This window comes from Streptomyces sp. BK022 (assembly GCF_004217355.1).
GTDB lineage: Bacteria > Actinomycetota > Actinomycetes > Streptomycetales > Streptomycetaceae > Streptomyces > Streptomyces griseoluteus.
The window spans coordinates 263936-283445 of sequence record NZ_SHKU01000008.1; the positions used below are offsets into that span (position 1 = coordinate 263936).

Annotated in this window: 19 protein-coding genes and 7 tRNA genes; 16 read left to right on the top strand and 10 right to left on the bottom strand. The window is 73.6% G+C overall.

Annotation, left to right across the window (positions count from 1 at the left end):
* Positions 1 to 90: 90 nt before the first annotated feature.
* The 3 genes from cobT (at position 91) to EV284_RS30265 (ending at position 5642) form a co-directional block, all read left to right on the top strand.
* On the top strand, positions 91 to 3378 hold the full coding sequence (gene cobT / locus EV284_RS30255; protein WP_130339791.1) for a nicotinate-nucleotide--dimethylbenzimidazole phosphoribosyltransferase: 3288 nt from the start codon (positions 91 to 93) through the stop codon (positions 3376 to 3378).
* Positions 3379 to 3553: 175 nt separating this feature from the next.
* Positions 3554 to 4789, top strand: a complete 1236-nt coding sequence (cobA, locus tag EV284_RS30260; RefSeq protein ID WP_130339793.1) for a uroporphyrinogen-III C-methyltransferase — start codon at positions 3554 to 3556, stop codon at positions 4787 to 4789.
* A gap of 31 nt (positions 4790 to 4820) precedes the next feature.
* A complete protein-coding gene (locus EV284_RS30265) occupies positions 4821 to 5642 on the top strand; it encodes an RNA methyltransferase (RefSeq protein ID WP_130339795.1) in 822 nt (273 codons plus the stop codon).
* Here the strand turns inward: EV284_RS30265 and EV284_RS30270 are convergent.
* The gene (locus tag EV284_RS30270) at positions 5624 to 6934 is read right to left on the bottom strand and encodes a serine/threonine-protein kinase (protein ID WP_130339797.1); all 1311 of its coding nucleotides are present in this window, start codon (positions 6932 to 6934) and stop codon (positions 5624 to 5626) included. The genes EV284_RS30265 and EV284_RS30270 overlap by 19 nt on opposite strands.
* A 590-nt stretch (positions 6935 to 7524) precedes the next feature.
* On the opposite strand from EV284_RS30270, the gene EV284_RS30275 reads away from it, so the two are divergent.
* The 3 genes from EV284_RS30275 to EV284_RS30285 all read left to right on the top strand — a co-directional run bounded on the left by EV284_RS30275 (position 7525) and on the right by EV284_RS30285 (position 9175).
* Positions 7525 to 7701 carry a hypothetical protein gene (locus EV284_RS30275; protein WP_086695998.1) on the top strand — a complete coding sequence of 59 codons (177 nt, stop codon included), beginning with the start codon at positions 7525 to 7527 and terminating at the stop codon, positions 7699 to 7701.
* A 157-nt stretch (positions 7702 to 7858) separates the two neighbouring features.
* Positions 7859 to 8800 carry an aminoglycoside phosphotransferase family protein gene (locus tag EV284_RS30280; RefSeq protein ID WP_242625870.1) on the top strand — a complete coding sequence of 314 codons (942 nt, stop codon included), beginning with the start codon at positions 7859 to 7861 and terminating at the stop codon, positions 8798 to 8800.
* A gap of 81 nt (positions 8801 to 8881) precedes the next feature.
* Positions 8882 to 9175, top strand: a complete 294-nt coding sequence (locus tag EV284_RS30285) for a zf-TFIIB domain-containing protein (protein ID WP_130339801.1) — start codon at positions 8882 to 8884, stop codon at positions 9173 to 9175.
* Positions 9176 to 9227: 52 nt separating this feature from the next.
* Here EV284_RS30285 and EV284_RS30290 read toward each other — a convergent pair.
* The 5 genes from EV284_RS30290 to EV284_RS30310 form a co-directional block, all read right to left on the bottom strand.
* A tRNA-Val gene (locus tag EV284_RS30290) sits at positions 9228 to 9299 on the bottom strand.
* Positions 9300 to 9362: 63 nt separating this feature from the next.
* Positions 9363 to 9434 (bottom strand) — tRNA-Val (locus EV284_RS30295).
* 26 nt (positions 9435 to 9460) lie between these two features.
* Positions 9461 to 9532 (bottom strand) — tRNA-Val (locus tag EV284_RS30300).
* Between the two features lies 1 nt (position 9533).
* Positions 9534 to 9607 (bottom strand) — tRNA-Cys (locus tag EV284_RS30305).
* Between the two features lie 38 nt (positions 9608 to 9645).
* Positions 9646 to 9718 (bottom strand) — tRNA-Gly (locus EV284_RS30310).
* A gap of 179 nt (positions 9719 to 9897) precedes the next feature.
* Here EV284_RS30310 and EV284_RS30315 point away from each other — a divergent pair.
* The 3 genes from EV284_RS30315 to EV284_RS30325 all read left to right on the top strand — a co-directional run bounded on the left by EV284_RS30315 (position 9898) and on the right by EV284_RS30325 (position 12684).
* Positions 9898 to 10971: a chorismate-binding protein gene (locus EV284_RS30315; RefSeq protein ID WP_130339803.1), complete on the top strand. Its 1074-nt coding sequence runs from the start codon at positions 9898 to 9900 to the stop codon at positions 10969 to 10971.
* Positions 10968 to 11789: an aminodeoxychorismate lyase gene (locus EV284_RS30320; RefSeq protein WP_130339805.1), complete on the top strand. Its 822-nt coding sequence runs from the start codon at positions 10968 to 10970 to the stop codon at positions 11787 to 11789. The genes EV284_RS30315 and EV284_RS30320 overlap by 4 nt, the downstream gene beginning before the upstream one ends.
* Positions 11790 to 11859: 70 nt before the next feature.
* Positions 11860 to 12684 carry a GNAT family N-acetyltransferase gene (locus tag EV284_RS30325; protein WP_130339807.1) on the top strand — a complete coding sequence of 275 codons (825 nt, stop codon included), beginning with the start codon at positions 11860 to 11862 and terminating at the stop codon, positions 12682 to 12684.
* A gap of 5 nt (positions 12685 to 12689) precedes the next feature.
* Here the strand turns inward: EV284_RS30325 and EV284_RS30330 are convergent, their stop codons facing one another.
* Positions 12690 to 13214, bottom strand: a complete 525-nt coding sequence (locus tag EV284_RS30330) for a DsbA family protein (RefSeq protein WP_130339809.1) — start codon at positions 13212 to 13214, stop codon at positions 12690 to 12692.
* A 243-nt stretch (positions 13215 to 13457) separates the two neighbouring features.
* Between EV284_RS30330 and EV284_RS30335 the strand changes: the two genes are divergently transcribed.
* Both EV284_RS30335 and EV284_RS32870 read left to right on the top strand, forming a co-directional pair.
* The gene (locus tag EV284_RS30335) at positions 13458 to 13898 is read left to right on the top strand and encodes a hypothetical protein (protein WP_130339811.1); all 441 of its coding nucleotides are present in this window, start codon (positions 13458 to 13460) and stop codon (positions 13896 to 13898) included.
* 189 nt (positions 13899 to 14087) lie between these two features.
* Positions 14088 to 14240 carry a hypothetical protein gene (locus tag EV284_RS32870; RefSeq protein ID WP_165425682.1) on the top strand — a complete coding sequence of 51 codons (153 nt, stop codon included), beginning with the start codon at positions 14088 to 14090 and terminating at the stop codon, positions 14238 to 14240.
* Between the two features lie 82 nt (positions 14241 to 14322).
* Here EV284_RS32870 and EV284_RS30340 read toward each other — a convergent pair whose 3' ends face one another.
* Both EV284_RS30340 and EV284_RS30345 read right to left on the bottom strand, forming a co-directional pair.
* Positions 14323 to 14883 carry a CGNR zinc finger domain-containing protein gene (locus EV284_RS30340; protein WP_030810732.1) on the bottom strand — a complete coding sequence of 187 codons (561 nt, stop codon included), beginning with the start codon at positions 14881 to 14883 and terminating at the stop codon, positions 14323 to 14325.
* A 288-nt stretch (positions 14884 to 15171) separates the two neighbouring features.
* Positions 15172 to 15585: an SsgA family sporulation/cell division regulator gene (locus EV284_RS30345; RefSeq protein ID WP_010351314.1), complete on the bottom strand. Its 414-nt coding sequence runs from the start codon at positions 15583 to 15585 to the stop codon at positions 15172 to 15174.
* Positions 15586 to 15775: 190 nt separating this feature from the next.
* Between EV284_RS30345 and EV284_RS30350 the strand changes: the two genes are divergently transcribed.
* From EV284_RS30350 to EV284_RS30360, 3 genes are all read left to right on the top strand, one after another.
* Entirely contained in the window at positions 15776 to 16228 is a 453-nt protein-coding gene (locus tag EV284_RS30350; RefSeq protein WP_130339813.1) for a TIGR02611 family protein, read from the top strand.
* A 61-nt stretch (positions 16229 to 16289) separates the two neighbouring features.
* Positions 16290 to 16361 (top strand) — tRNA-Val (locus EV284_RS30355).
* Between the two features lie 282 nt (positions 16362 to 16643).
* Positions 16644 to 16715: transfer RNA gene (locus EV284_RS30360), tRNA-Val, on the top strand.
* Positions 16716 to 16788: 73 nt separating this feature from the next.
* Here EV284_RS30360 and EV284_RS30365 read toward each other — a convergent pair.
* On the bottom strand, positions 16789 to 17514 hold the full coding sequence (locus EV284_RS30365) for a 3'-5' exonuclease (RefSeq protein WP_130339815.1): 726 nt from the start codon (positions 17512 to 17514) through the stop codon (positions 16789 to 16791).
* Positions 17515 to 17683: 169 nt separating this feature from the next.
* On the opposite strand from EV284_RS30365, the gene EV284_RS30370 reads away from it, so the two are divergent.
* Both EV284_RS30370 and EV284_RS30375 read left to right on the top strand, forming a co-directional pair.
* Positions 17684 to 18250, top strand: coding sequence for a DUF4365 domain-containing protein (locus EV284_RS30370; protein WP_030810724.1), 567 nt, complete (start codon positions 17684 to 17686; stop codon positions 18248 to 18250).
* The gene (locus EV284_RS30375; protein ID WP_130339817.1) at positions 18247 to 19482 is read left to right on the top strand and encodes a hypothetical protein; all 1236 of its coding nucleotides are present in this window, start codon (positions 18247 to 18249) and stop codon (positions 19480 to 19482) included. The genes EV284_RS30370 and EV284_RS30375 overlap by 4 nt, the downstream gene beginning before the upstream one ends.
* The last annotated feature ends 28 nt before the right edge of the window (positions 19483 to 19510 follow it).

Below are 19510 nucleotides of genomic sequence, written 5' to 3' on the forward strand. Positions count from 1 at the left end.
ACCGACGCTCGTTCTCACTACGGGGCGGTCGGTGCGCCGTTCCGGGTGAGCTGGTCGTAGGAGCACTAAACCGATGGGCGAGGGGTACGCATGACCGACACCGGCCAGGTCCCGGCCGAGGGACAGCCGGAGAGCGCAGGCATGGTGGAGCAGCCGGGCCTCGGGCACGGCGCGTACACCTACCTCGCCGAGGCGCCCGCCGAGGACGAGGATCTGCTGCTGCCGGGCGCTCAGGGCGCGTGGGGCAACGAACTGCCGCCCCCCGCCCCGGCACCGATCGTCGAGGCCGTCCACCAGCCCGACGCCCACGAGACGGCGGGCCGGGACACCGGCTCCGTCGACCTCGGCGGCGTACGGCTGCCCGAGCAGGGCCCCGGTCCGGCGCAGCCGCCGCGCCGCCCCCTGCACCTCGGTCCGCCCATCCCGGACGCCTCCGCGAGCCCGGTCCGCTCCCTCGCCGACCGCGGCCCCGCCGGAGCACCGGTACGGCCCTCGGCCGGCCCCGAGTACCTGGACGTGCAGGCGCTGCCCGACCCGGTCCCGCAGGCCGCCGCGCCGTGGGGTGCGGGACCGGTGGAGGGTGTGGCGCCGGCCGCCGAAACGGTTGTTCCGGAGGTTGTCCTGGAACAGGGCGCTCTTGAGCTGGGCGTTCCTGAGCTGGGCGTTCCTGAGGCTGTGGCGCCGGAGCAGGTCGTTCCCGAGCCCCTTGTTCCGGCGCAGGTCGCTCCCGAGGCCGTCGCCCCGGAGACGGTCCTTCCGGAGGCAGTCGCGCCGGACGAGGCCGCCCCTGAGGCAGCCGTCGCGGACGAGGCCGCCCCGCAGGAGGTGGTCCCGGAAGCGGCCCTGCCGGAGGCTGTCCTTCCCGTCGCCGAGAGCGCGCCGGCCGAGCCCGTCGAGCCCGCGGAGGCCGCGCAGGCCGCCGTGGACCGGCTGACCGCTCAGGCCGAGGCCGTCGTCGAGGAGGCGCCGCAGGCTCCCCTCGTCGTCGAGATCCCCGAGCCCGAGGTGGCCGGGCCGGTGCTGGAGGCCGTGCCCGACGCGGCTCCGGGACACGAGGCCGAGGCGGCCATCGAGGAAGCCCTGGTCGAGGTCGCGGAGGCTTCCGCCGAAATGGCGCCCGAGGCTGTGGCGGCCCCGGCCGCGGAGGACCCGCAGGCCGTGGGGCCCGAGGTCCCGGCCGCCCCGGTGCAGGAGGTCGTGGAGAGCCCCGTACCGGAGCCCGCTCCCGAGCCCGAAGCACCCCTTTCCGCCGAGGAGTTCCAGCTCCCCGGGCACGTGGCCGTCCCGCAGCCCCCCGCCTTCGAGCCCCCGGCCCCCGTGGATGCACACGAAGCCCTGTCCGGCCCGCAGCTCCAGGCCCCCGGGGAGGCGCCCGCCCCGGCGGAGCCGCTGCCCACCGGTCTGCCGCCGGAGCCGCACCCGGAGCCGCCGCTCGGCCGGTTCGTGGCCGTCGACGGACAGGTGCCCACCACCCCGCACCTCGCGCCCACCCCGCCGCGGCCGCTGATCCTCCCCGACCTGGACGCCGTCGCCGAGCAGAGCCCGGTGGCCGAGGCACCGGAGCCGGACCTCGTCCAGCACGCCGAGGACCTCGCCACCACCGACGCCGACCAGGGCGAGGACCCCGAGCCCGCCCTCCCGCCGGGCCCGGCCGCGCCCGCGTACAACGACGCCGAGCGCGAAGCGGTCCTGAAGGTGATCCGCGAGCGCCGCGACATCCGCAACGGCTTCCGCAGCGACCCGATCCCGCACGACGTGCTGCTGCGCGTCCTGGAGGCGGCCCACACCGCCCCCTCGGTCGGCCACTCGCAGCCCTGGGACTTCGTCGTCATCCGCTCCGCCGACACCCGGCGCGCGATGCACGACCTGGCCATGAGCCAGCGCGAGGCGTACGCCAAGTCGCTGCCCAAGGGCCGGGCGAAGCAGTTCAAGGAAATGAAGATCGAGGCCATCCTCGACACCCCGGTGAACATCGTCGTCACCGCCGACCCCACCCGCGGCGGCCGCCACACCCTCGGCCGGCACACCCAGCCGCAGATGGCGCCGTACTCCTCCGCGCTCGCGGTGGAGAACCTCTGGCTCGCCGCGCGCGCCGAGGGCCTCGGCGTCGGCTGGGTCAGCTTCTTCGACGAGCGGGAGATGGTCCGCGCGCTCGGCCTGCCCGAGCACCTGGAGGTCGTCGCCTACCTGTGCGTCGGGTACGTCGACGAGTTCCCGGACGAACCCGAGCTGATGCAGGCCGGCTGGTCCAAGCGCCGCCCGCTGTCCTGGGTGGTGCACGAGGAGACGTACGGCCGCCGCGCCCTGCCCGGAGAGGACCCCCACGACCTGCTTGCCGAGACCGTCGCACAGATCCGCCCGCTCGACGCCAAGGCGCTCGGGGAGGCGTGGGAGCGGCAGAAGCGCATGACCAAGCCGGCCGGCGCCCTCGGCATGCTGGAGATCATCTCCGCGCAGCTCTCCGGCCTGTCCCGGCAGTGCCCGCCGCCCATCCCGGAGCCCGCGGCCGTCGCCGTGTTCGCCGGTGACCACGGTGTGCACGCCCAGGGCGTCACCCCGTGGCCGCAGGAGGTCACCGGGCAGATGGTCGCCAACTTCCTGGGCGGCGGCGCGGTCTGCAACGCCTTCGCCAACCAGGTCGGCGCCGAGGTGTGCGTGGTGGACGTCGGTGTCGTCGCCGACCTGCCCGCCACCCCCGGCCTGCTGCCCCGCAAGATCCGTGGCGGCACCTCCGACATGACCACCGGCCCCGCGATGACCCGCGAGGAGGCGAGAGCCGCCATCGAGGTCGGCATCGAGACCGCCCGCGACCTGGTGGCCGCCGGGAACAAGGCGCTGCTCACCGGCGAGATGGGCATCGGCAACACCACCTCCTCCGCCGCGCTGATCTCGGTCTTCACCGGCGCCGACCCGGCCGAGGTCACCGGCCGGGGCACCGGCATCAACGACGAGACGCTGGCCCGCAAGACCGAGGTCGTCCGCCGGGCGCTGGAACTCCACCAGCCCGACCCGGCCGACCCGATCGGCGTCCTCGCGGCCCTCGGCGGCTTCGAGCACGCGGCCATGGTCGGCCTGCTGCTGGGTGGCGCCTCGCTGCGTACTCCGGTGATCCTGGACGGGGTGAGCGCCGGTGCCGCAGCGCTCGTCGCCCGTGCCATCGCCCCCGAGGTGCTGGCGGCCTGCATCGCCGGTCACCGCAGCGCCGAGCCCGGCCATGTGGCCGCGCTCAACAAGCTGGGGCTGCGCCCGCTGGTCGACCTCGACCTGCGCCTGGGCGAGGGCACCGGCGCGCTGCTGGCGCTGCCGCTGGTGCAGAGCACGGCCCGCGCGATGCACGAGGTGGCGACGTTCGACTCGGCGGGCGTCACCGAGAAATAGCGTCACCGAGAACAGCGTCACCGAGAATCAGCCGACGGCCACGGGCGGTCCGGTCCGGAGTTCACCAGCCGGACCACCCGTGCCCCACCAGGGGCCCAGACATTAAGATCCGCACGTCAGGGCCGCTCCGAAGGCGCGGCGCGCCCACCGCACACCGCACGAGGAGCCGCACCTCATGGCCGAACACCCCGCCTACCCCGTGGGCCTCCGCCTGACCGGTCGCCGCGTGGTCGTCCTCGGCGGCGGCCAGGTCGCCCAGCGCCGCCTCCCGGCGCTGATCGCGGCGGGCGCCGACGTCCTTCTCGTCACCCCGGAGGCCACCCCCTCCGTCGAGGCGATGGCCGACGCCGGCGAGATCACCTGGCTGCGCCGCCCGTACGCCGAGGGCGACCTCTCCGGCGCCTGGTACGCCCTGATCGCCACCGACGACGCCGCCGCCAACGCCGCGGCCTCCGCCGAGGCCGAGGCCCACCGCGTCTGGTGCGTCCGCTCCGACGACGCCGACCAGGCCACCGCCTGGACGCCAGCGACCGGCACCAGCGAGGGCGTGACCGTCGCCGTCCTCACCACCAGCGCGCGCGGCCGCGACCCCCGGCACACCGCCGCCATCCGCGACGCGGTCGTGGCGGGCCTGAGCGACGGCACCCTGGTCGCCCCGCACCACCGCACCCGCACGCCGGGCGTCGCCCTGGTCGGCGGCGGGCCGGGCGACCCCGACCTGATCACCGTCCGGGGCCGGCGGCTGCTCGCCGAGGCGGACGTCGTCATCGCCGACCGGCTCGGCCCGCGCGACCTGCTCGCCGAACTCCCGCCGCACGTCGAGGTCATCGACGCGGCCAAGATCCCCTACGGGCGGTACATGGCCCAGGAGGCCATCAACAACGCCCTGATCGAGCACGCCCAGCAGGGCAAGTCCGTGGTGCGGCTCAAGGGCGGCGACCCGTTCGTCTTCGGCCGGGGCATGGAGGAGGTGCAGGCGCTCGCCGAGGCGGGCATCCCCTGCACCGTGGTCCCCGGCATCTCCAGCTCGATATCGGTGCCGGCCGCCGCCGGGATACCCGTCACCCATCGCGGGGTCGCCCACGAGTTCACCGTGGTCAGCGGCCATGTCGCCCCCGACGACGCCCGCTCCCTGGTCGACTGGCCCGCGATGGCCCGCCTGAGGGGCACCCTCGTCGTCCTGATGGGCGTCGACAAGATCGGGAAGATCGCCGAGACCCTGATCGCCCACGGCAAGGCTCCCGAGACCCCCGTCGCCCTCGTCCAGGAGGGCACCACCGCCGCCCAGCGCCGGGTGGACGCGACGCTGGCCACCGTGGCGGAGACCGTACGCGCCGAGGCCGTGAAGCCCCCGGCGGTCATCGTCATCGGCGCCGTGGTGGACGTGACTCCGACCACCGAACAGCCCTGACCCCTCCGGAAGAACAAGGCAGCAGCACCCCGTGGCCCAGCTCATCACCGTCGACGACCCCGCCGACCCGCGCCTCGCCGACTACACGAACCTCACCGACGTGGCCCTGCGCCGCAGGCGCGAACCCGCCGAGGGACTGTTCATCGCCGAGGGCGAGAAGGTCATCCGCCGCGCGGGGAACGCCGGTTACGGCATGCGCTCGATGATGCTCACCCCCAAGTGGGTCGACACCATGGCCGACCTCATCGACGAACTGACCTGCCCGGTCTACGTGGTGAGCCCCGAGCTGGCCGAGAGCGTCACCGGGTACCACGTCCACCGGGGCGCCCTCGCCTCGATGGCCCGCAACCCGCTGCCCACCCCGGCCGAGCTGCTGGAGTCCGCCGGCCCCCAGGGCGCCCCGCGCCGGGTCGCCCTCTTCGAGGACATGGTCGACCACGCCAACCTGGGCGCCGCCTTCCGCAACGCCGCCGCCCTCGGCGTGGACGCCGTACTGCTCACCCCGCGCTGCGCCGACCCGCTCTACCGGCGCTCGGTGAAGGTCTCCATGGGTACGGTCTTCGCGGTGCCGTACGCCCGCCTGGAGTCCTGGCCGCACGACGCGGACACCCTCCGCGCGCACGGCTTCGAGCTGGCCGCGCTGTGCCTCTCCGAGGACTCCGTCGACCTGGACGAACTCGCCGCCCGGCGCCCGGAGAAGCTCGCGCTGATGCTGGGTACCGAGGGCGACGGGCTCTCGCCGGCCGCGCTCGCGGCGGCCGACGTCCATGTGCGCATCCCGATGGAGGCCGGGGTCGACTCCCTGAACGTGGCGGCGGCCTCGGCGGTCGCCTTCTACGCCACCCGTCCCTGACCGTCCCCCGGCAGGACGCCCCGCTGCACGCCCGTACGCTGCTCGCCGCCGTCCCCGCCCAGGCCGCGCGCCGGGCCGGAGCAGCCCTGAGCCACCGCGATGCCCAGGGCCACCAGCAGCGTCACCACCACGAACACGGTCAGCCGCTGCCGCAGCAGCCGGGGATTGGCCGGGCGGAGCTTGGTCCCCGTGGGACGAGCCGGACGGCCGGCGCCGCTGCGCGGAGCGGACCGGTTGCCGGTACCCCGCCCGGCCGGGCCCGGCCGGGTGCCGGGCCGGGACGCGACACCGCCGCGCGAAGGAGCCCCGCCCCGCGAGGGCGCGGCCCCGCGCGGCGGCGGGGTACCGGGGGCGGCCCGGCGCTGCGTGGTGCGCGGCTGGTCGGGTGAGGTGTCCGCGAGCCGCACCGAGGCCCGGTCCGCCACCGGCGTCCGCGGCCCGGGCGGCCGTACCTCACCGAGCCCCTGCGCCTCGCGGGCCGCGATCTCCTTGAGCCGCAGCGACAACTGGAGCGTGCTCGGCCGGTCCGCGGGGTCCTTCGCCAGGCACGCCCGCACCAGCGGCGCCAACGCGTCCGGCACCCCGTGCAGATGCGGCTCCTCGTGCACCACCCGGTACAGCATGACCTCGGAACTGCCGTGCCCGAAGGGGGAGTCACCGGTCGAGGCGTACGCCAGGGTCGCGCCCAGCGAGAACACGTCGGTGGCCGGGGTGACCGTGGCGCCGCGCACCTGCTCCGGCGCCAGGAAGCCGGGGGAGCCCACCGCCGTACCGACATGGGTGAGCGTGGAGGCGCCGGTGGCCCAGGCGATACCGAAGTCGATGATCCTCGGACCCTTGGGCGACAGCAGGATGTTGGACGGCTTGAGGTCCCGGTGCACCACACCGGCCTCGTGCACCGCCACCAGCCCCTCGGACAGGGCCGCGCCGATCGCCGCGGTGTCGGCCGCGTACAGCGGGCCCTCCTCGGCGACCTTGTCGTGCAGGGACGGGCCGGGCACGTACTGCGTGGCGAACCAGGGCCGCTCGGCCTCCAGGTCCGCCGCCACCAGCCGCGCCGTGCAGCCGCCCCGGATGCGCCGGGCCGCCGACACCTCGCGCGCGAACCGCGACCGGAACTCCTGGTCCTCCGCGAGATCGGGCCGGATCACCTTCAGCGCGACCCGCTGGCCCTTCTTGTCCGAGCCGAGATAGACCACGCCCATCCCGCCCGCGCCGAGCCGTCGGTGAAGCCTGAACGAGCCGACGACGCGCGGGTCCTCGCGCCTCAGGCGCATCATCGCCATGTTCATCCCCGCTGCCCGGTCCCTGTGACGTGCCCAGCTTACGTTTCCCCGGCCGCCCGCGCGCAGAGGCCGCGCCCTCTCGGGCCGATGGATTGCGCCTACCCCACGCCCGAGGTGAAACGCGGTCAGCGACACGGATCTTGCTGTGTGGTTGCTGTAAGGACGTCGTCAACCCTCTGACCAGGCGCGGACATTGACTTTTGGTCAACGGACAGCGGCCGTCCACATCCCGCCGGGCGGGGGAGGGACACCCCGCCGCCGCCGCGACGTCCGGCGGTGCCCTTCCTCCCGCCCGCCGTGCCCCTGGGCGGCCAAAGTGACTGAAGTCACGGCAATCCACCCCTGGGAGGAGACGCCGGGGCGCCCGCCCGCGACCCTTCCGGGAAGACCCTGAGACTCCCCCGTACGTCTCCACCCAGGGGAGTACGCGCGGACAGGAGGCTCATCCTCCGGGAGGCCCGCCATTCGGTACGAGGGCATGACGCCCGCCCGGCGCCGCGAACCTAGATTTGAGGTCAAGCGGCGGGCCCGGCGCTCGCCCCCCGAGGCCACACGCCCGCCGCTGCCAACAACCGAATCGGCCGGGAGAAGGAACCATGGCCCCCACGGCACCGAGGCGCGACACACTCCTCCGACGCCGCACGGGCCGCCGCCACCCCCTCGTGGCGACCCTGATGGCCCTTCCCCTGGCGGCCCTGCTCCTGCTCGTCTTCGACGGCTGGGAGACGGTGGCCACACAGGCGTCGTCCGTGGGTGCGATGCTGGGCCGCTGAGAAGCGGCCCAGGCCCGGAAGAGCGGTCCGGGTGGATCTCCCTTACATCCATAAAACCCCGTGGGGACGGGGGTGCGACGGACGGCACGCAATGCCGGCGCAGCTGGGGAGCTGCGCCGGCATTGCGTTTCCGCCGGCCCCGGTACGCTCGCCTCCCGTGACGACGGAAACGGCACCGGCGCTGTCGGCCCGGCTCAAGGCGGCTCTCCACCCCGGCGACGGGCCGTGCGCCTGCGTCCGCGGGACGCTGGCCGACCGCCCGGACGCCACCGTCGTCCGGCACGGCGCGAGGGTCGCCAAGGCCCACGCCCCGGACACCGACGCGGACGAGCTGGCCCACCGCCTCACCGTCGCCGCCCGACTCCCCGGCATCCTGCTGCCCCCGCACGCCCCGGCCCCGGCCCGCCTGGACGGCCGCCTCGTCAGCCACTGGCCCTACGGCGCCCCCGTCGACCGGGACGACCCCGACGCCGCCCCCTGGGAAGCCACGGCCACCCTCCTCGCCCGACTCCACCGCACCCCTCCACCCGCGGGCCTGCCCGCGATGCGCGGTCCCGCCAAAGCGGCCCTGGCGATGGCCCGCCTGCGCCGCACCCTGACCGACCACCCCTCCACCGAGGCGCCGGCCGTCCTGGCCGCCTGGGCCGCCCTCCCGCCCTGGGCCCGCGCCGAAGCCCCCGCCCCAGGCGCCCCGTTCCTCTGCCACGGCGACCTGCACCTCGGCCAACTGGTCCGCCACCCCGCGCCCGACGGACCCTGGCACCTCATCGACGTCGACGACCTCGGACTCGGCGCCCCCGCCTGGGACCTCGCCCGCCCCGCCGCCTGGTACGCCTGCGGCCTCCTCACGCTCGGCGAATGGCTCCGCTTCCTGACCGCCTACCAGGAGGCGGACGGTCCGGCCGTGCCCCGGGGGGCCGACCCCTGGCCCGTACTGGACGTCCCGGCCCGCGCGCTGACCGTGCAGACCGCCGCCCTCGCCCTCACCAAGGCCCTCACCGCCGGGCGGCCGCTGGACGAAGCGGAGCGGGCCGTCGTGGACGCCTGCGCGCGAATGCCGGGCGTACCCGCCCGGTTGGCCCGCGATTTCCTCAAATAGGCTGCAACCGGCCGGGGCAGCACGGAGTCTGTCCTGGGGAAACACCAAGCAGGACCCGACGGCGAGGAGTTGAGCCGAACCATGCAGTGTCCGAAGTGCCATGCGCCGATGCACACCTACAACCGCAACGGCATCCAGATAGAACAGTGCAACGGCTGCCGCGGCATCTTTCTCGACTACGGCGAGCTGGAGGCGCTGACCCGCCTGGAGTCGCAGTGGTCCCAGCCCGGCCCGCCGCCGCCCGCCCCGCAGGGCTACCCCGCCGCGCCCGCCCCCGCCTGGGGCGCCCCGCAGCACGGCGGCCACCACCAGGGCGGCCACTACGGCGGCCACCACCGCCACAAGAGCTTCGGCCACATGCTCTTCTCGAGCTGAGAGACGAAGAATCCCCCGGCCGTACGAGACGGCCGGGGGATTCCTCGGTGTGTGGACGATACTGGGATTGAACCAGTGACCTCTTCCGTGTCAGGGAAGCGCTCTCCCGCTGAGCTAATCGTCCTCGGGACCATGATCGATCGACGCCGGTCGACATCACTCCATGGAGTGGATCATGGGCACTGCGTGCGCGATACTGGGATTGAACCAGTGACCTCTTCCGTGTCAGGGAAGCGCTCTCCCGCTGAGCTAATCGCGCGGGATGGGACCTTCGAGAAGATCCAGTGGACGATACTGGGATTGAACCAGTGACCTCTTCCGTGTCAGGGAAGCGCTCTCCCGCTGAGCTAATCGTCCTTGGAGGTGGAGACGGGATTTGAACCCGTGTAGACGGCTTTGCAGGCCGTTGCCTCGCCTCTCGGCCACTCCACCAGGAGCGTAGGGATCGGGAAGACACCCTACTTCCTGCGAGCGGACGACGAGGCTCGAACTCGCGACCTCAACCTTGGCAAGGTTGCGCTCTACCAACTGAGCTACGTCCGCTTGTCGTTTCGGTCGGCTTACGCGTCCCGGCGACGTGTTGAACTCTAGCGGATTCCTGAGCCAGCACAAAAACGCGTTTGCGCAGCGTGCTGCGGTGCACCCGGAGGCCACCCCGGTCAGGGGTCCCCCCGGCCGCCCGTCCGGCTCGGCTTTCGGACACCCGGCCTAGACTCGGCCACGTGCTCCACCTCCCGGCCGCCGCCTCCTCCCGGACTCCCCTGGCCCGCTTCGGCGAGCGCCTCGCCACCGGTCTCCTCGACGTCACCAGTGACCCGGCCGCTCTCGACTCCACCGGCTTCTGGGCCGTCGTCGCCGACTTCGAGGGCGCGCTGACCTGCGCGCGCTTCGCCGACGTACGGCACGCGCCCGTCCCCGCCCCGGTCCCGGGCGCCTGGCAGGGTCCGGCCCCCGAGGACTGGACCACCTCCCTGGACCGCGCCGCCTACATGAGTGGCGTGCGGCGCATCCGGGAGCACATCGCGGCCGGCGACGTCTACCAGGCCAACCTCTGCCGGGTGCTGAGCGCGCCGGTCGGCCCCGAGGCCGACGTCGACGCCCTCACCGCCCTGCTGGCCCGCGGCAACCCCGCCCCCTACGCGGGCACCGTACGGCTGCCGGAGCACGGGGTGGAGATCGCCACCGCCTCGCCCGAGCTGTACCTGCGCCGGACCGGCCGCACCATCGAGTCCGGGCCCATCAAGGGGACCGGGCGCACCGAGGCGGACCTGCTGGAGAAGGACCACGCCGAGAACGTGATGATCGTGGACCTGGTCCGCAACGACCTCGGCCGCGTCTGCGCCACCGGCAGCGTCACCGTCCCCGAGCTGTGCGTCACCGAGAAGCACCCCGGACTCGTCCACCTCGTCTCCACCGTGCGCGGCGAACTGCGCGAAGGCACCGGCTGGCCCGAGCTGCTGGCGGCCACCTTCCCGCCCGGCTCGGTCACCGGCGCCCCCAAACCGAGCGCCCTCGGCATCATCGCCGCCCTGGAGACCGCCCCGCGCGGCCCGTACTGCGGCGGCATCGGCTGGGTCGACGCCGACCGGGGCACCGCCGAGCTGGCGGTGGGCATCCGCACGTTCTGGATCGACCGGTCCTGCGACGGCCCGGCAGCCCTGCGCTTCGGCACCGGCGCCGGAATCACCTGGGGCTCGGACCCGGCCGCGGAGTGGCGCGAGACCGAACTGAAGAGGGCCCGGCTGCTCGCGGTAGCGTCGGGGCAGAACCAGGAAAGTGGAAAGGCCCGCACATGAGCATCTGGCTGGACGGCGCCCTGCGGGACGCCACCACCGCGAGCGTCTCCGTCTTCGACCACGGTCTGACCGTGGGCGACGGCGTCTTCGAGACGCTGAAGGCGGTCGACGGCAAGCCGTTCGCGCTCACCCGGCACCTCGACCGGCTGACCCGTTCCGCCCGCGGCCTCGGCCTGCCCGACCCCGACCACGACGAGGTCGCCCGCGCCTGCGCGGCCGTGCTGGAGGCCAACCCCATGCCGCTCGGCCGGCTCCGGATCACCTACACCGGCGGCCAGGCCCCCCTCGGCTCCGAACGCGGCGAGCACGGCCCGACCATGGTCGTCGCCCTGACCGAGGCCACCCGCCGCCCCGACTCCACGGCGGTCGTCACCGTCCCCTGGATCCGCAACGAACGCGGCGCCCTCACCGGCCTGAAGACGACCTCGTACGCCGAGAACGTGGTCGCGCTGGCCCGCGCGCGCGAACAGGGCGCGTCCGAGGCGCTGTTCGCCAACTCCGTCGGACAGCTCTGCGAGGGCACCGGCTCCAACGTGTTCGTCGTCCTCGACGGCGAGATCCACACCCCGCCGGTCCCCTCCGGCTGCCTGGCCGGCATCACCCGCGCGCTGACCGTCGAGTGGACGGGCGCGAAGGAGACCGACCTCCCGCTGGACGTGCTGGAGCGCGCCGAAGAGATCTTCCTGACCTCCTCGCTGCGCGACGTCCAGGGCGTGCACCGGGTCGACGGGCGTGAACTGCCGGGCGCGTCGGGCCCGGTGACCGCCAAGGCCATGCGGATCTTCGAGGAGCGCTCGCGCGCCGACCTGAACCCGTGAGACGCCATCCGCCCGGCGGGCGCCGTCAATTGGGCTGAACCGGCGCCGCCGAGCGGGTACAACTCCCTTGATGACGACGACACTGCGGCCGACCGAGCCGCTTCAGCAGCACGCGGACGGCACCCGTTCGCGCCGCTTCCAGGTGTGCGTGAACAGCCGCCCGGTGGGTGAGGTCCGTCTGGACACCTCGCCCTTCCTCGGCCCCTCGGCGGCCCGGGTCACCGGTCTGCGGATCGACGAGCCGGACCGGCGCCGGGGCCGGGGCACGGTGGCCATGCTCGCCGCCGAGGAAGTGGCGCGCGGCTGGGGCTGCCGCCGGATCGACCTGACGCTCCCGGCGGAGAACGAGGCCGCGTCCCGTCTCGCGGACGCCCTCGGCTACGTCCTCCGCAACCGGGGCATGCGCAAGCCGCTCGGGGACGAGCCTCCGCGGCTCCCGCCCGGCAGCACCGCCCGCCCGATGACCGAGGGCGAGTTCACCGCCTGGCAGGAGGCGGAACGGGAGCGGTACGCGGGGGAGTGGATCGAGCGGGGCGTCCCCGAGGCCGAGGCCCACGCCAAGGCCCGGCGCGACCACGCCCACCTTCTCCCGGACGGGCTCGCCACCGACGGCGTCTGGTTCGGCGTGCTGGAGCACGAGGGGACCCCGGTGGGCCACGTCTGGCTGGGCCACCGCGAGGGCGAGCGCTGGATCTACGACGTCCAGACGCACGAGGCCCGGCGCGGCCGGGGCCACGGCCGCGCCCTGATGCTCCTCGCGGAGGCCCGCACGATCACCGAGGGCGGCCGCGCCCTCGGTCTCAACGTCTTCGCGGGCAACACCCCGGCCGAGCGGCTGTACGAGTCGCTGGGCTACGGGACGACGTACCGCACGCTGACCAAGCCGCTGCTGTAGCGGGCTCAGGCCCCCGCGCCGGCCAGCAGGCGGTCGGCGATCTCCTCGATCCGCTCGCGGAGCCCGTCCTGACTGCTGCCGCCGTCCAGGCGCTCGCCGCCGATGACGTAGGTCGGGGTGCCGGTGACGCCGATCGCCTTGCCCTCGGCCTGGTCGGCGTCCACGATCAGGATGTGCCGTCCGTCGATCAGGGCGACATCGAACTCCTCTGCGTCCAGGCCGAGTTCACGGGCGGTGTCCACCAGCACGGCCTCGCCGCGCCGGTCCAGCTCCTCGGCCCGCGCCAGCACCGCCTCGATGTACGGCCAGCCCTGCCCCTGCTCCACCGCCTCCTCGGCGGCCTGGGCGGCGGCGAAGGAGTGCTTGTGCTTCTCCAGCGGGAAGTGCCGCAGCCTGATCTCCAGCCGGTCGCCGTACCGGTCACGCAGGGCGTGCACGTCGTCCAGGGCGCTGCGGCAGTCGGGGCACTGGAGTTCGCACCAGATGTCGAGCACGACGGGCTCGGGGTGCGCGGGGGAGGTGTCGCTCATGCGGCCCAGTCTTCCAGGCGGGCCACCCCCGGCCCAATCCCGGCAGGGGACACCCTGCCTGGTGGGGACCCCGAGGGGGCCCGGGGGCATCCCTGAGAAGTCCCTGATCTCCGGACCGGGCCATGGCCCCGCCGGGGGCGGACGGTGCAGGATGGAAGGGGACGAAGCGCACCGCCGGTGCCCTCGTCGCATCCGGCCCGGAACACCGGACCGGGGGACCGACCGACCCGCCAGGAGGACCGGATGCTCGCCGAGACCGTCTGCTCCGCCGTGTCCGCGGCGGGCCTGGGCATCGCCGCGGTCACCGCCTACCGCAAGCGCTTCCTGGCCGCCCTGCGCACGGCCGCCTACTCCCTGATCCCGGTCGGCCTGGTGATGACGGGCGCCGTCGGCTGGCTGGCCGGTACCGCCTTCAGCCCGCTGGCCTGGGCCGGCTTCGGGGTGCTCGGCGCGTCCTGGGCACTCTTCGCCCTCGTCCGCGCCGTGGAGCACCGCCGGGGCACCCGCACCGCGCGGGCGGCCGCCGCCGACGGTCCCGCCCCGGTGAGCCCCTCGGCCTCGGCGCCCGCCCTGGGCCGGAAGGCGGGACAGGGCTCCCGGCCCGCCTCGGCACCCGCTGCTTCCCAGTCCTCCTCGGACGACTTCAGCGACATCGAGGCCATCCTCAAGAAGCACGGCATATGAACCACTGGCATATGCCAGCACGCATGACCTGCGCATGACGGGCCTGTCGCCACATACCGTCACCGCGCGTGCGAAACCGTTCACCACGCGGAGCGACGCGAAAGCTACGGTGCGAATTCGGCGCAGTCCCGCACTTTACGTGTGTGTTGATCGCGTACAGGGCCTGACCTGGGTCATCATCACCGCGAGATGGTCGACACGACACAGAGCGAGGCCGCGCCGCAGAAGGACGAGCCGCGCGGGTGCCTCTTCGCCCTTTCCCAGCCACCGCTGATGATCTTCCTGGCGGTGATCGGGTGTCTGATCCTCATGGCTGCGCTGCACGATCTGCTGTTGCTGTGAGCCGTACGCGCCCGTCCCGGCGTCACCCGCCGGGACCGGCGTCGACCGTGCCCGGCGCGACCCGGCGCGATCCCGGCCCGGCTCAGCCGGCCGCCTCCTTGCGGCGCGCCCGGTAGGCGGCCACGTGCAGCCGGTTCCCGCAGGTCCGGCTGTCGCAGTAGCGGCGCGAGCGGTTGCGGGAGAGGTCCACGAAGGCGCGCCGGCAGTCCGGGGCCTCGCAGCGCCGCAGCCGCTCCTCCTCGCCCGCCACCACGAAGAAGGCCAGCGCCATCCCGCAGTCCGCCGCGAGATGGTCGGCCAGCGAGGCGCCGGGGGCGAAGTAGTGCACATGCCAGTCGTAGCCGTCGTGGTCCGTCAGCCGGGGGGTGGTGCCCGCGGCCGCGACCAGCTCGTTGATCATCCCGGCCGCCGTGCGGGCGTCCGGCGCGGCGAAGATGCCCGCGAACCGGCTGCGGATCTCCCGCACCGCCGCCAGGTCCGGCTCCGACAGCGTGCCGATGTCACTGACGGCGTGACCGCGGGTGAACTCCGCCAGCGCCGCCACGTCCGGCAGTCCGTCCGCCGCCGTGTCGTCCTCCGGCGCGGTGTTCACCAGATCCACCACGGTGTCGAGCGCGCACCGGGTGTCGTGGGTGATCAGCACGTTTCGCTCCCTGGCCTGAGGGTCGGGCGGGCGCCCGCCGATGGGGGCAGATGGTAGCGACAACCGCGCCCTCCCCACCGGGCGCCGCCCGACGGCGGCTCCTGCCCCTGCAACGCCCGCTCCGCCGCCGGGGTTCCCCGGCCCCCCTGGGCGCCGCGTACGCGCACAGCGGCGCCGCCTCCGTGACTGCTCACGGTGACGACGCCGCTGGGTGCCCTATGCGGTTGTCTCAGCCCGCGCCGTCTCCCCGAGTGGACGGCGCCGGGCGGCTCGGTGGGGTGTCGGGGCCTAGTTCTCCGCCAGGATGTGCGACAGCTCCTGGTCGAGATCGAAGTGCCGGTGTTCCGTGCCGGGCGGCACGGCGGCGTCGGTTCGCTTCAGGAAGGACTCCAGGGCCCTTGCGGGGGCCTCCAGCAGCGCTTCGCCCTCCGGAGAGCTGAGGGCGATGCAGACGACGCCCTGACCATGGCTGCGCGATGGCCAGACGCGGACGTCGCCGGTGCCGGTGGGGCGGTGCAGCCCCTCGGCGAGGAGGTCGCGGGCGAACACCCACTCGACGGTCTCTTCGGCTCCGGTGTGGAAGGTGGCGTGCACGGCGTAGGGGTCGGCCGTGTCGTACCGCAGGCCTGCGGGGACAGGCAGGGAGGACTCGCTCGACACAACGAGGCGCAGGTGCAGCTCGCAGCTGACCGTGGTGTTCATAAGCGCCAGGGCCTTTCGCTCAGTGTGCGCTCGGGGATTCGCACGTCGGCGAAATCGACATGCCACCTACGGTGCCGTTGTAAACCCCTTCGAGGGTTTTGCGTGGCTTTAGGTACCTCTTCCGGCCGAGAAGTGATACGAGATCTGCCACCATTCCAGTGACCCATTCGCTCCGGTAGGGTTTGACCGTATGAATACGGGGAGTGACGAGCCGGGTGAGGTCGCCGTGGTGCCGGACGAGGCGGAGACGGGCGAGGGGCCGGCCGGTGACGGGCTGGGCTCGCGGGCGCCGGAGTTCGTCAAGCAGCGCAGGGCTCTGCACCTGAGCTGGCAGGTCGGCGTCTTCGTGATCGGCCTCGCGGTGGTCGCAGCGGGCATCGTCATGCTCCCGCTGCCCGGCCCCGGCTGGGTCGTGATCTTCGGCGGCATGGCGATCTGGGCGACCGAGTTCGTCTGGGCCCAGCTCGTGCTCCGCTGGACCAAGCGCAAGGTCACCGAGGCCGCGCAGAAGGCGCTGGACCCCAAGGTGCGGCGCCGCAACATCACCCTGACCGTGATCGGGCTGGTGATCATCGGCGTGCTGGCCGGGATCTACCTCTGGAAGTTCGGCGTCGTCGCGCCCTGGAGGATCAAGGACCAGTGAGCCGGTGCCGCAGGTGGTCACAGGCACCCGCTGACATGGGGTAATGTTCTTCCTGCGCCCAGGGCGATTAGCTCAGTGGGAGAGCGCTTCGTTCACACCGAAGAGGTCACTGGTTCGAACCCAGTATCGCCCACCCTGGTCCGAAGGCCCGTCTGCGAACAGCAGGCGGGCCTTCGGCGTGTGCACGTAAAAGGCGGCGGGGAAATGCGGACGATATTCCGATGGAAAGCGTCCGGATTTCGCGCAAGTGCGACAACATGCGAATTCGTCGCGCCGCCAAGTCCCCTTCGCATACGGTCTTCTGATTCCCGGTCACCCCCACCCGGCACCGCGCGCACGGCACTCGGGCGCTCCGGGGCGGGCGGTGACGGTTTGGACTCACCCCGCCGGGGCCTGTATGGTTCAGTGCGTTGCCGGGCGATTAGCTCAGTGGGAGAGCGCTTCGTTCACACCGAAGAGGTCACTGGTTCGAACCCAGTATCGCCCACCGGCACGAGGAGCCGGTCCGCACACAGCGGGCCGGCTCTTCCGCTGTCCGGGGCCGCGTACACCGACCCCGGCTACGCCGCCGCCGACAACTCCTGGCGCAGCGGCCACTCCGTGCTCACCAGCTCCGGCGACCCGCTGCGCGCGAACCACGCCTGGAGACCCCGCGCCTGCGCCGCGTGCCAGCCCACCTGCAACGCGTGCAACTCCGCGGGGGACAACCGCTCCAGCCGCGCCGCGAACCGGCGTCCCATCGCCCGCATCACGTCCAGCGCCGCCATCGCGTCCGCCGCCGCGTCGTGCGCGTCCCGCAGCTCCACCCCGTACTGCTCGCACAGGTCGCCCAGCGTGCGGCGGCCCTTGCGGTAGCGGTCCAACTGCTTGTCCATGACCCTCGGGTCCAGCACCCGCAGCGGCGCCGACTCGAACCAGCGGTCCAGCGACGACGCCCGGTGGCGGCGCAACTCCCGGTCCAGCAGCGTGAGATCGAAGGGCGCGTTCATCACCACCAGCGGCCGGCCCATCGCCGTGTGCTCCGCCAGCTGCTGGGCTATCTCGTACACCACCGGCGCCGGCCAGCGGCCGTTGCGCTGGAGGTGTTCCTCCGTCAGTCCGTGCACCGCCGTCGCCCCCTCGGGCACCGGCACCCCCGGACTGACCAGCCAGCGGCTCACCCGCGGCCGTGTCCCCGGCGCGTCCTGGACGACGACGGCGGCCGACACGATCCGGTCGGTCTCGACGTCCACGCCCGTCGTCTCCGTGTCGAAGGCGGCCAGCGCCCCTTCGTACCAGCACGTCATCCCAACCCAACTCCTCGCCCGCGCATGGCGGCTGACGTTCCGTCTTCTGCCCGTTTGGTGATACCCGGCCCGTTTGCGCCGTACGCCGGGAGGAGACAACAGGAGTACGGGTCTTTGCAGTTCAGCGGCCCGCAATGGGGAAACCCCCGGTTCGGAAGGCTGTTGTCCCATGGCCATGGCGCAGCCCGAGCGGGGCGGGCTGCTGCCCGACCGCACGGGTCACCTTCGCGGCACCCTCGCCACCACCGCCTGCATGGAGACCCTGCAGGTCGGCTATCTGCACGCGGTCGCCGCCGCGGCCGGCTGCTCGCTGTCCCAGCCGTTCCCCGACAACGGCATCGACTGGCACGTCAGCCACAGCGCCCCCGGCCACACCGTGGACGACGAGGTCACCATCAAGGTGCAGCTCAAGTGCACCTACCAGCTCGCCCCCCGGCCCCCCGGCCCCTCCTTCTCCTTCACGCTGGACAACGACCACCTGCGCAAACTCGCCCGCACCCCCGTCTCGGTGCACAAGATCCTCGTCGTCATGATCGTCCCGCGCTCCCAGGACGACTGGCTGCGCGCCGGACACGACCGGCTCGACCTCAGGCACTGCTGCTACTGGGTCAACCTCGCCGGACACCCCGTCACCGGACGCACCCGCACCACCGTCCGCGTCCCCACCGCGCGCATCTTCGACGACCGCGCCCTCTGCGAGATCATGACGCGCGTCGGCACCGGAGGCAGGCCATGACAAGCCCCGACGAACCCCTGCGTGTGCTCCGCCCCCACCCCGACGACTCCGCCTGGCACCGGCCCCCCGACCCCGCCCGGGTCGACCCCGCCGACCTCACCACCCTGCTCCGCCGGCACGGCTGGCACAGACGCGGCGGAGTCCCCGGACGCTACGGCCGCTGGACCCCGGCCACCCCCGCCGAGGGCCCCACCAGCCTCCTCGTCCCCGAGAGCCGCGCCTTCCCCGACGCCGACGACCTCCTCGGCGAGGCCCTGCACGCCCTGCACCGCAGCGCCGCACCCTCCGCCCGCGAGATCCTCATCGCCCTCGCCGTCCCCAGCGACGAGATCCGCTGGTACCGCGACACCCCCGCCGGACCCGTCGACGGAGCCACCCCCTGGAGCCTCGACGAGGGACTGCGCGCCGCCGCCCGCCAGACCCTCCTCGCCGCCGCCCTCGCCACCCGCGCCCGCAGCGGCTACCACGGTGCCCGGCACCGCGGTCCGGCCACCGCACTCCTCGGCGACGTCCTCCTCGGCCCCGGCGCCGAAGGCCGCGCCCTCACCGCCTTCGCCCCCGTCCCCGCCGGCCGCCCCCTCACCGTCCGTCTCCACCACGCCCTGCACGCCACCCGCGAGGCCATCGACTACCAGCGCGCCACCGGAAACACGGACGCCTTCGACGGGGCGGTGGAAGCCGGCGTCAGCCGCGAACTCACCGAGGCCCTCACCGCCCTCGTCCGGGGTACCGAGGGCGCCCGTGTCGCCATCGCCTGGGCCCCCGCGGCCGGCATCCCCGAGGGCTGCGCCGCCTCGGCCGGACCCGTCGAGTTCTCCCCCGGCGACCTCCCCGCCCTGAGGGCCGCGGGCGCCCGCTACCTGCGCGCCGAACCCTCCGAGAGCGTCAGCGTCACCGGTGTCGTCGTCCGGCTCCGCCGATCCGGACCGCGCGGCCCGGGCACCGTACGGCTGCGGGTGCTCGCGGGCGCCGAGGTCCCGCACCTGCGGCTCACCCTCGGCGAGGAGGACTACCGGACGGCGGGCCACGCGCACCTTGTCGGCCTCCCGGTCCGCGTGCGCGGCCGGCTGGAGCGCCGGGGCGGCTTCCGCAGGCTCACCGGCGCCACCGGGGTCGTCCCCGTACGGGTCGACGAGAGCGCACGCGACCGGCTGATGAAGTCCCTCCAGGAGAACCTCGACTTCTTCGGGGAGGCGTGCGGAGAGGCGTACGGGGACGGCGACGCAGAGTAACCGTTTCGCGGTCGGCGGGGGCGGGTCG

What these genes read in the sequence shown, in the direction of transcription:
- EV284_RS30365 (WP_130339815.1), bottom strand. Translation starts at nt 17,514, where the DNA reads ATGACGTGCTGGTACGAAGGGGCGCTGGCCGCCTTCGACACGGAGACG.
- EV284_RS30270 (WP_130339797.1), bottom strand. Translation starts at nt 6,934, where the DNA reads ATGAACATGGCGATGATGCGCCTGAGGCGCGAGGACCCGCGCGTCGTC.
- EV284_RS32870 (WP_165425682.1), top strand. Translation starts at nt 14,088, where the DNA reads ATGGTCGACACGACACAGAGCGAGGCCGCGCCGCAGAAGGACGAGCCG.
- EV284_RS30325 (WP_130339807.1), top strand. Translation starts at nt 11,860, where the DNA reads ATGACGACGACACTGCGGCCGACCGAGCCGCTTCAGCAGCACGCGGAC.
- EV284_RS30335 (WP_130339811.1), top strand. Translation starts at nt 13,458, where the DNA reads ATGCTCGCCGAGACCGTCTGCTCCGCCGTGTCCGCGGCGGGCCTGGGC.
- EV284_RS30370 (WP_030810724.1), top strand. Translation starts at nt 17,684, where the DNA reads ATGGCCATGGCGCAGCCCGAGCGGGGCGGGCTGCTGCCCGACCGCACG.
- EV284_RS30350 (WP_130339813.1), top strand. Translation starts at nt 15,776, where the DNA reads ATGAATACGGGGAGTGACGAGCCGGGTGAGGTCGCCGTGGTGCCGGAC.
- cobA (WP_130339793.1), top strand. Translation starts at nt 3,554, where the DNA reads ATGGCCGAACACCCCGCCTACCCCGTGGGCCTCCGCCTGACCGGTCGC.
- EV284_RS30320 (WP_130339805.1), top strand. Translation starts at nt 10,968, where the DNA reads ATGAGCATCTGGCTGGACGGCGCCCTGCGGGACGCCACCACCGCGAGC.
- EV284_RS30345 (WP_010351314.1), bottom strand. Translation starts at nt 15,585, where the DNA reads ATGAACACCACGGTCAGCTGCGAGCTGCACCTGCGCCTCGTTGTGTCG.
- EV284_RS30275 (WP_086695998.1), top strand. Translation starts at nt 7,525, where the DNA reads ATGGCCCCCACGGCACCGAGGCGCGACACACTCCTCCGACGCCGCACG.
- EV284_RS30285 (WP_130339801.1), top strand. Translation starts at nt 8,882, where the DNA reads ATGCAGTGTCCGAAGTGCCATGCGCCGATGCACACCTACAACCGCAAC.
- EV284_RS30330 (WP_130339809.1), bottom strand. Translation starts at nt 13,214, where the DNA reads ATGAGCGACACCTCCCCCGCGCACCCCGAGCCCGTCGTGCTCGACATC.
- EV284_RS30375 (WP_130339817.1), top strand. Translation starts at nt 18,247, where the DNA reads ATGACAAGCCCCGACGAACCCCTGCGTGTGCTCCGCCCCCACCCCGAC.
- cobT (WP_130339791.1), top strand. Translation starts at nt 91, where the DNA reads ATGACCGACACCGGCCAGGTCCCGGCCGAGGGACAGCCGGAGAGCGCA.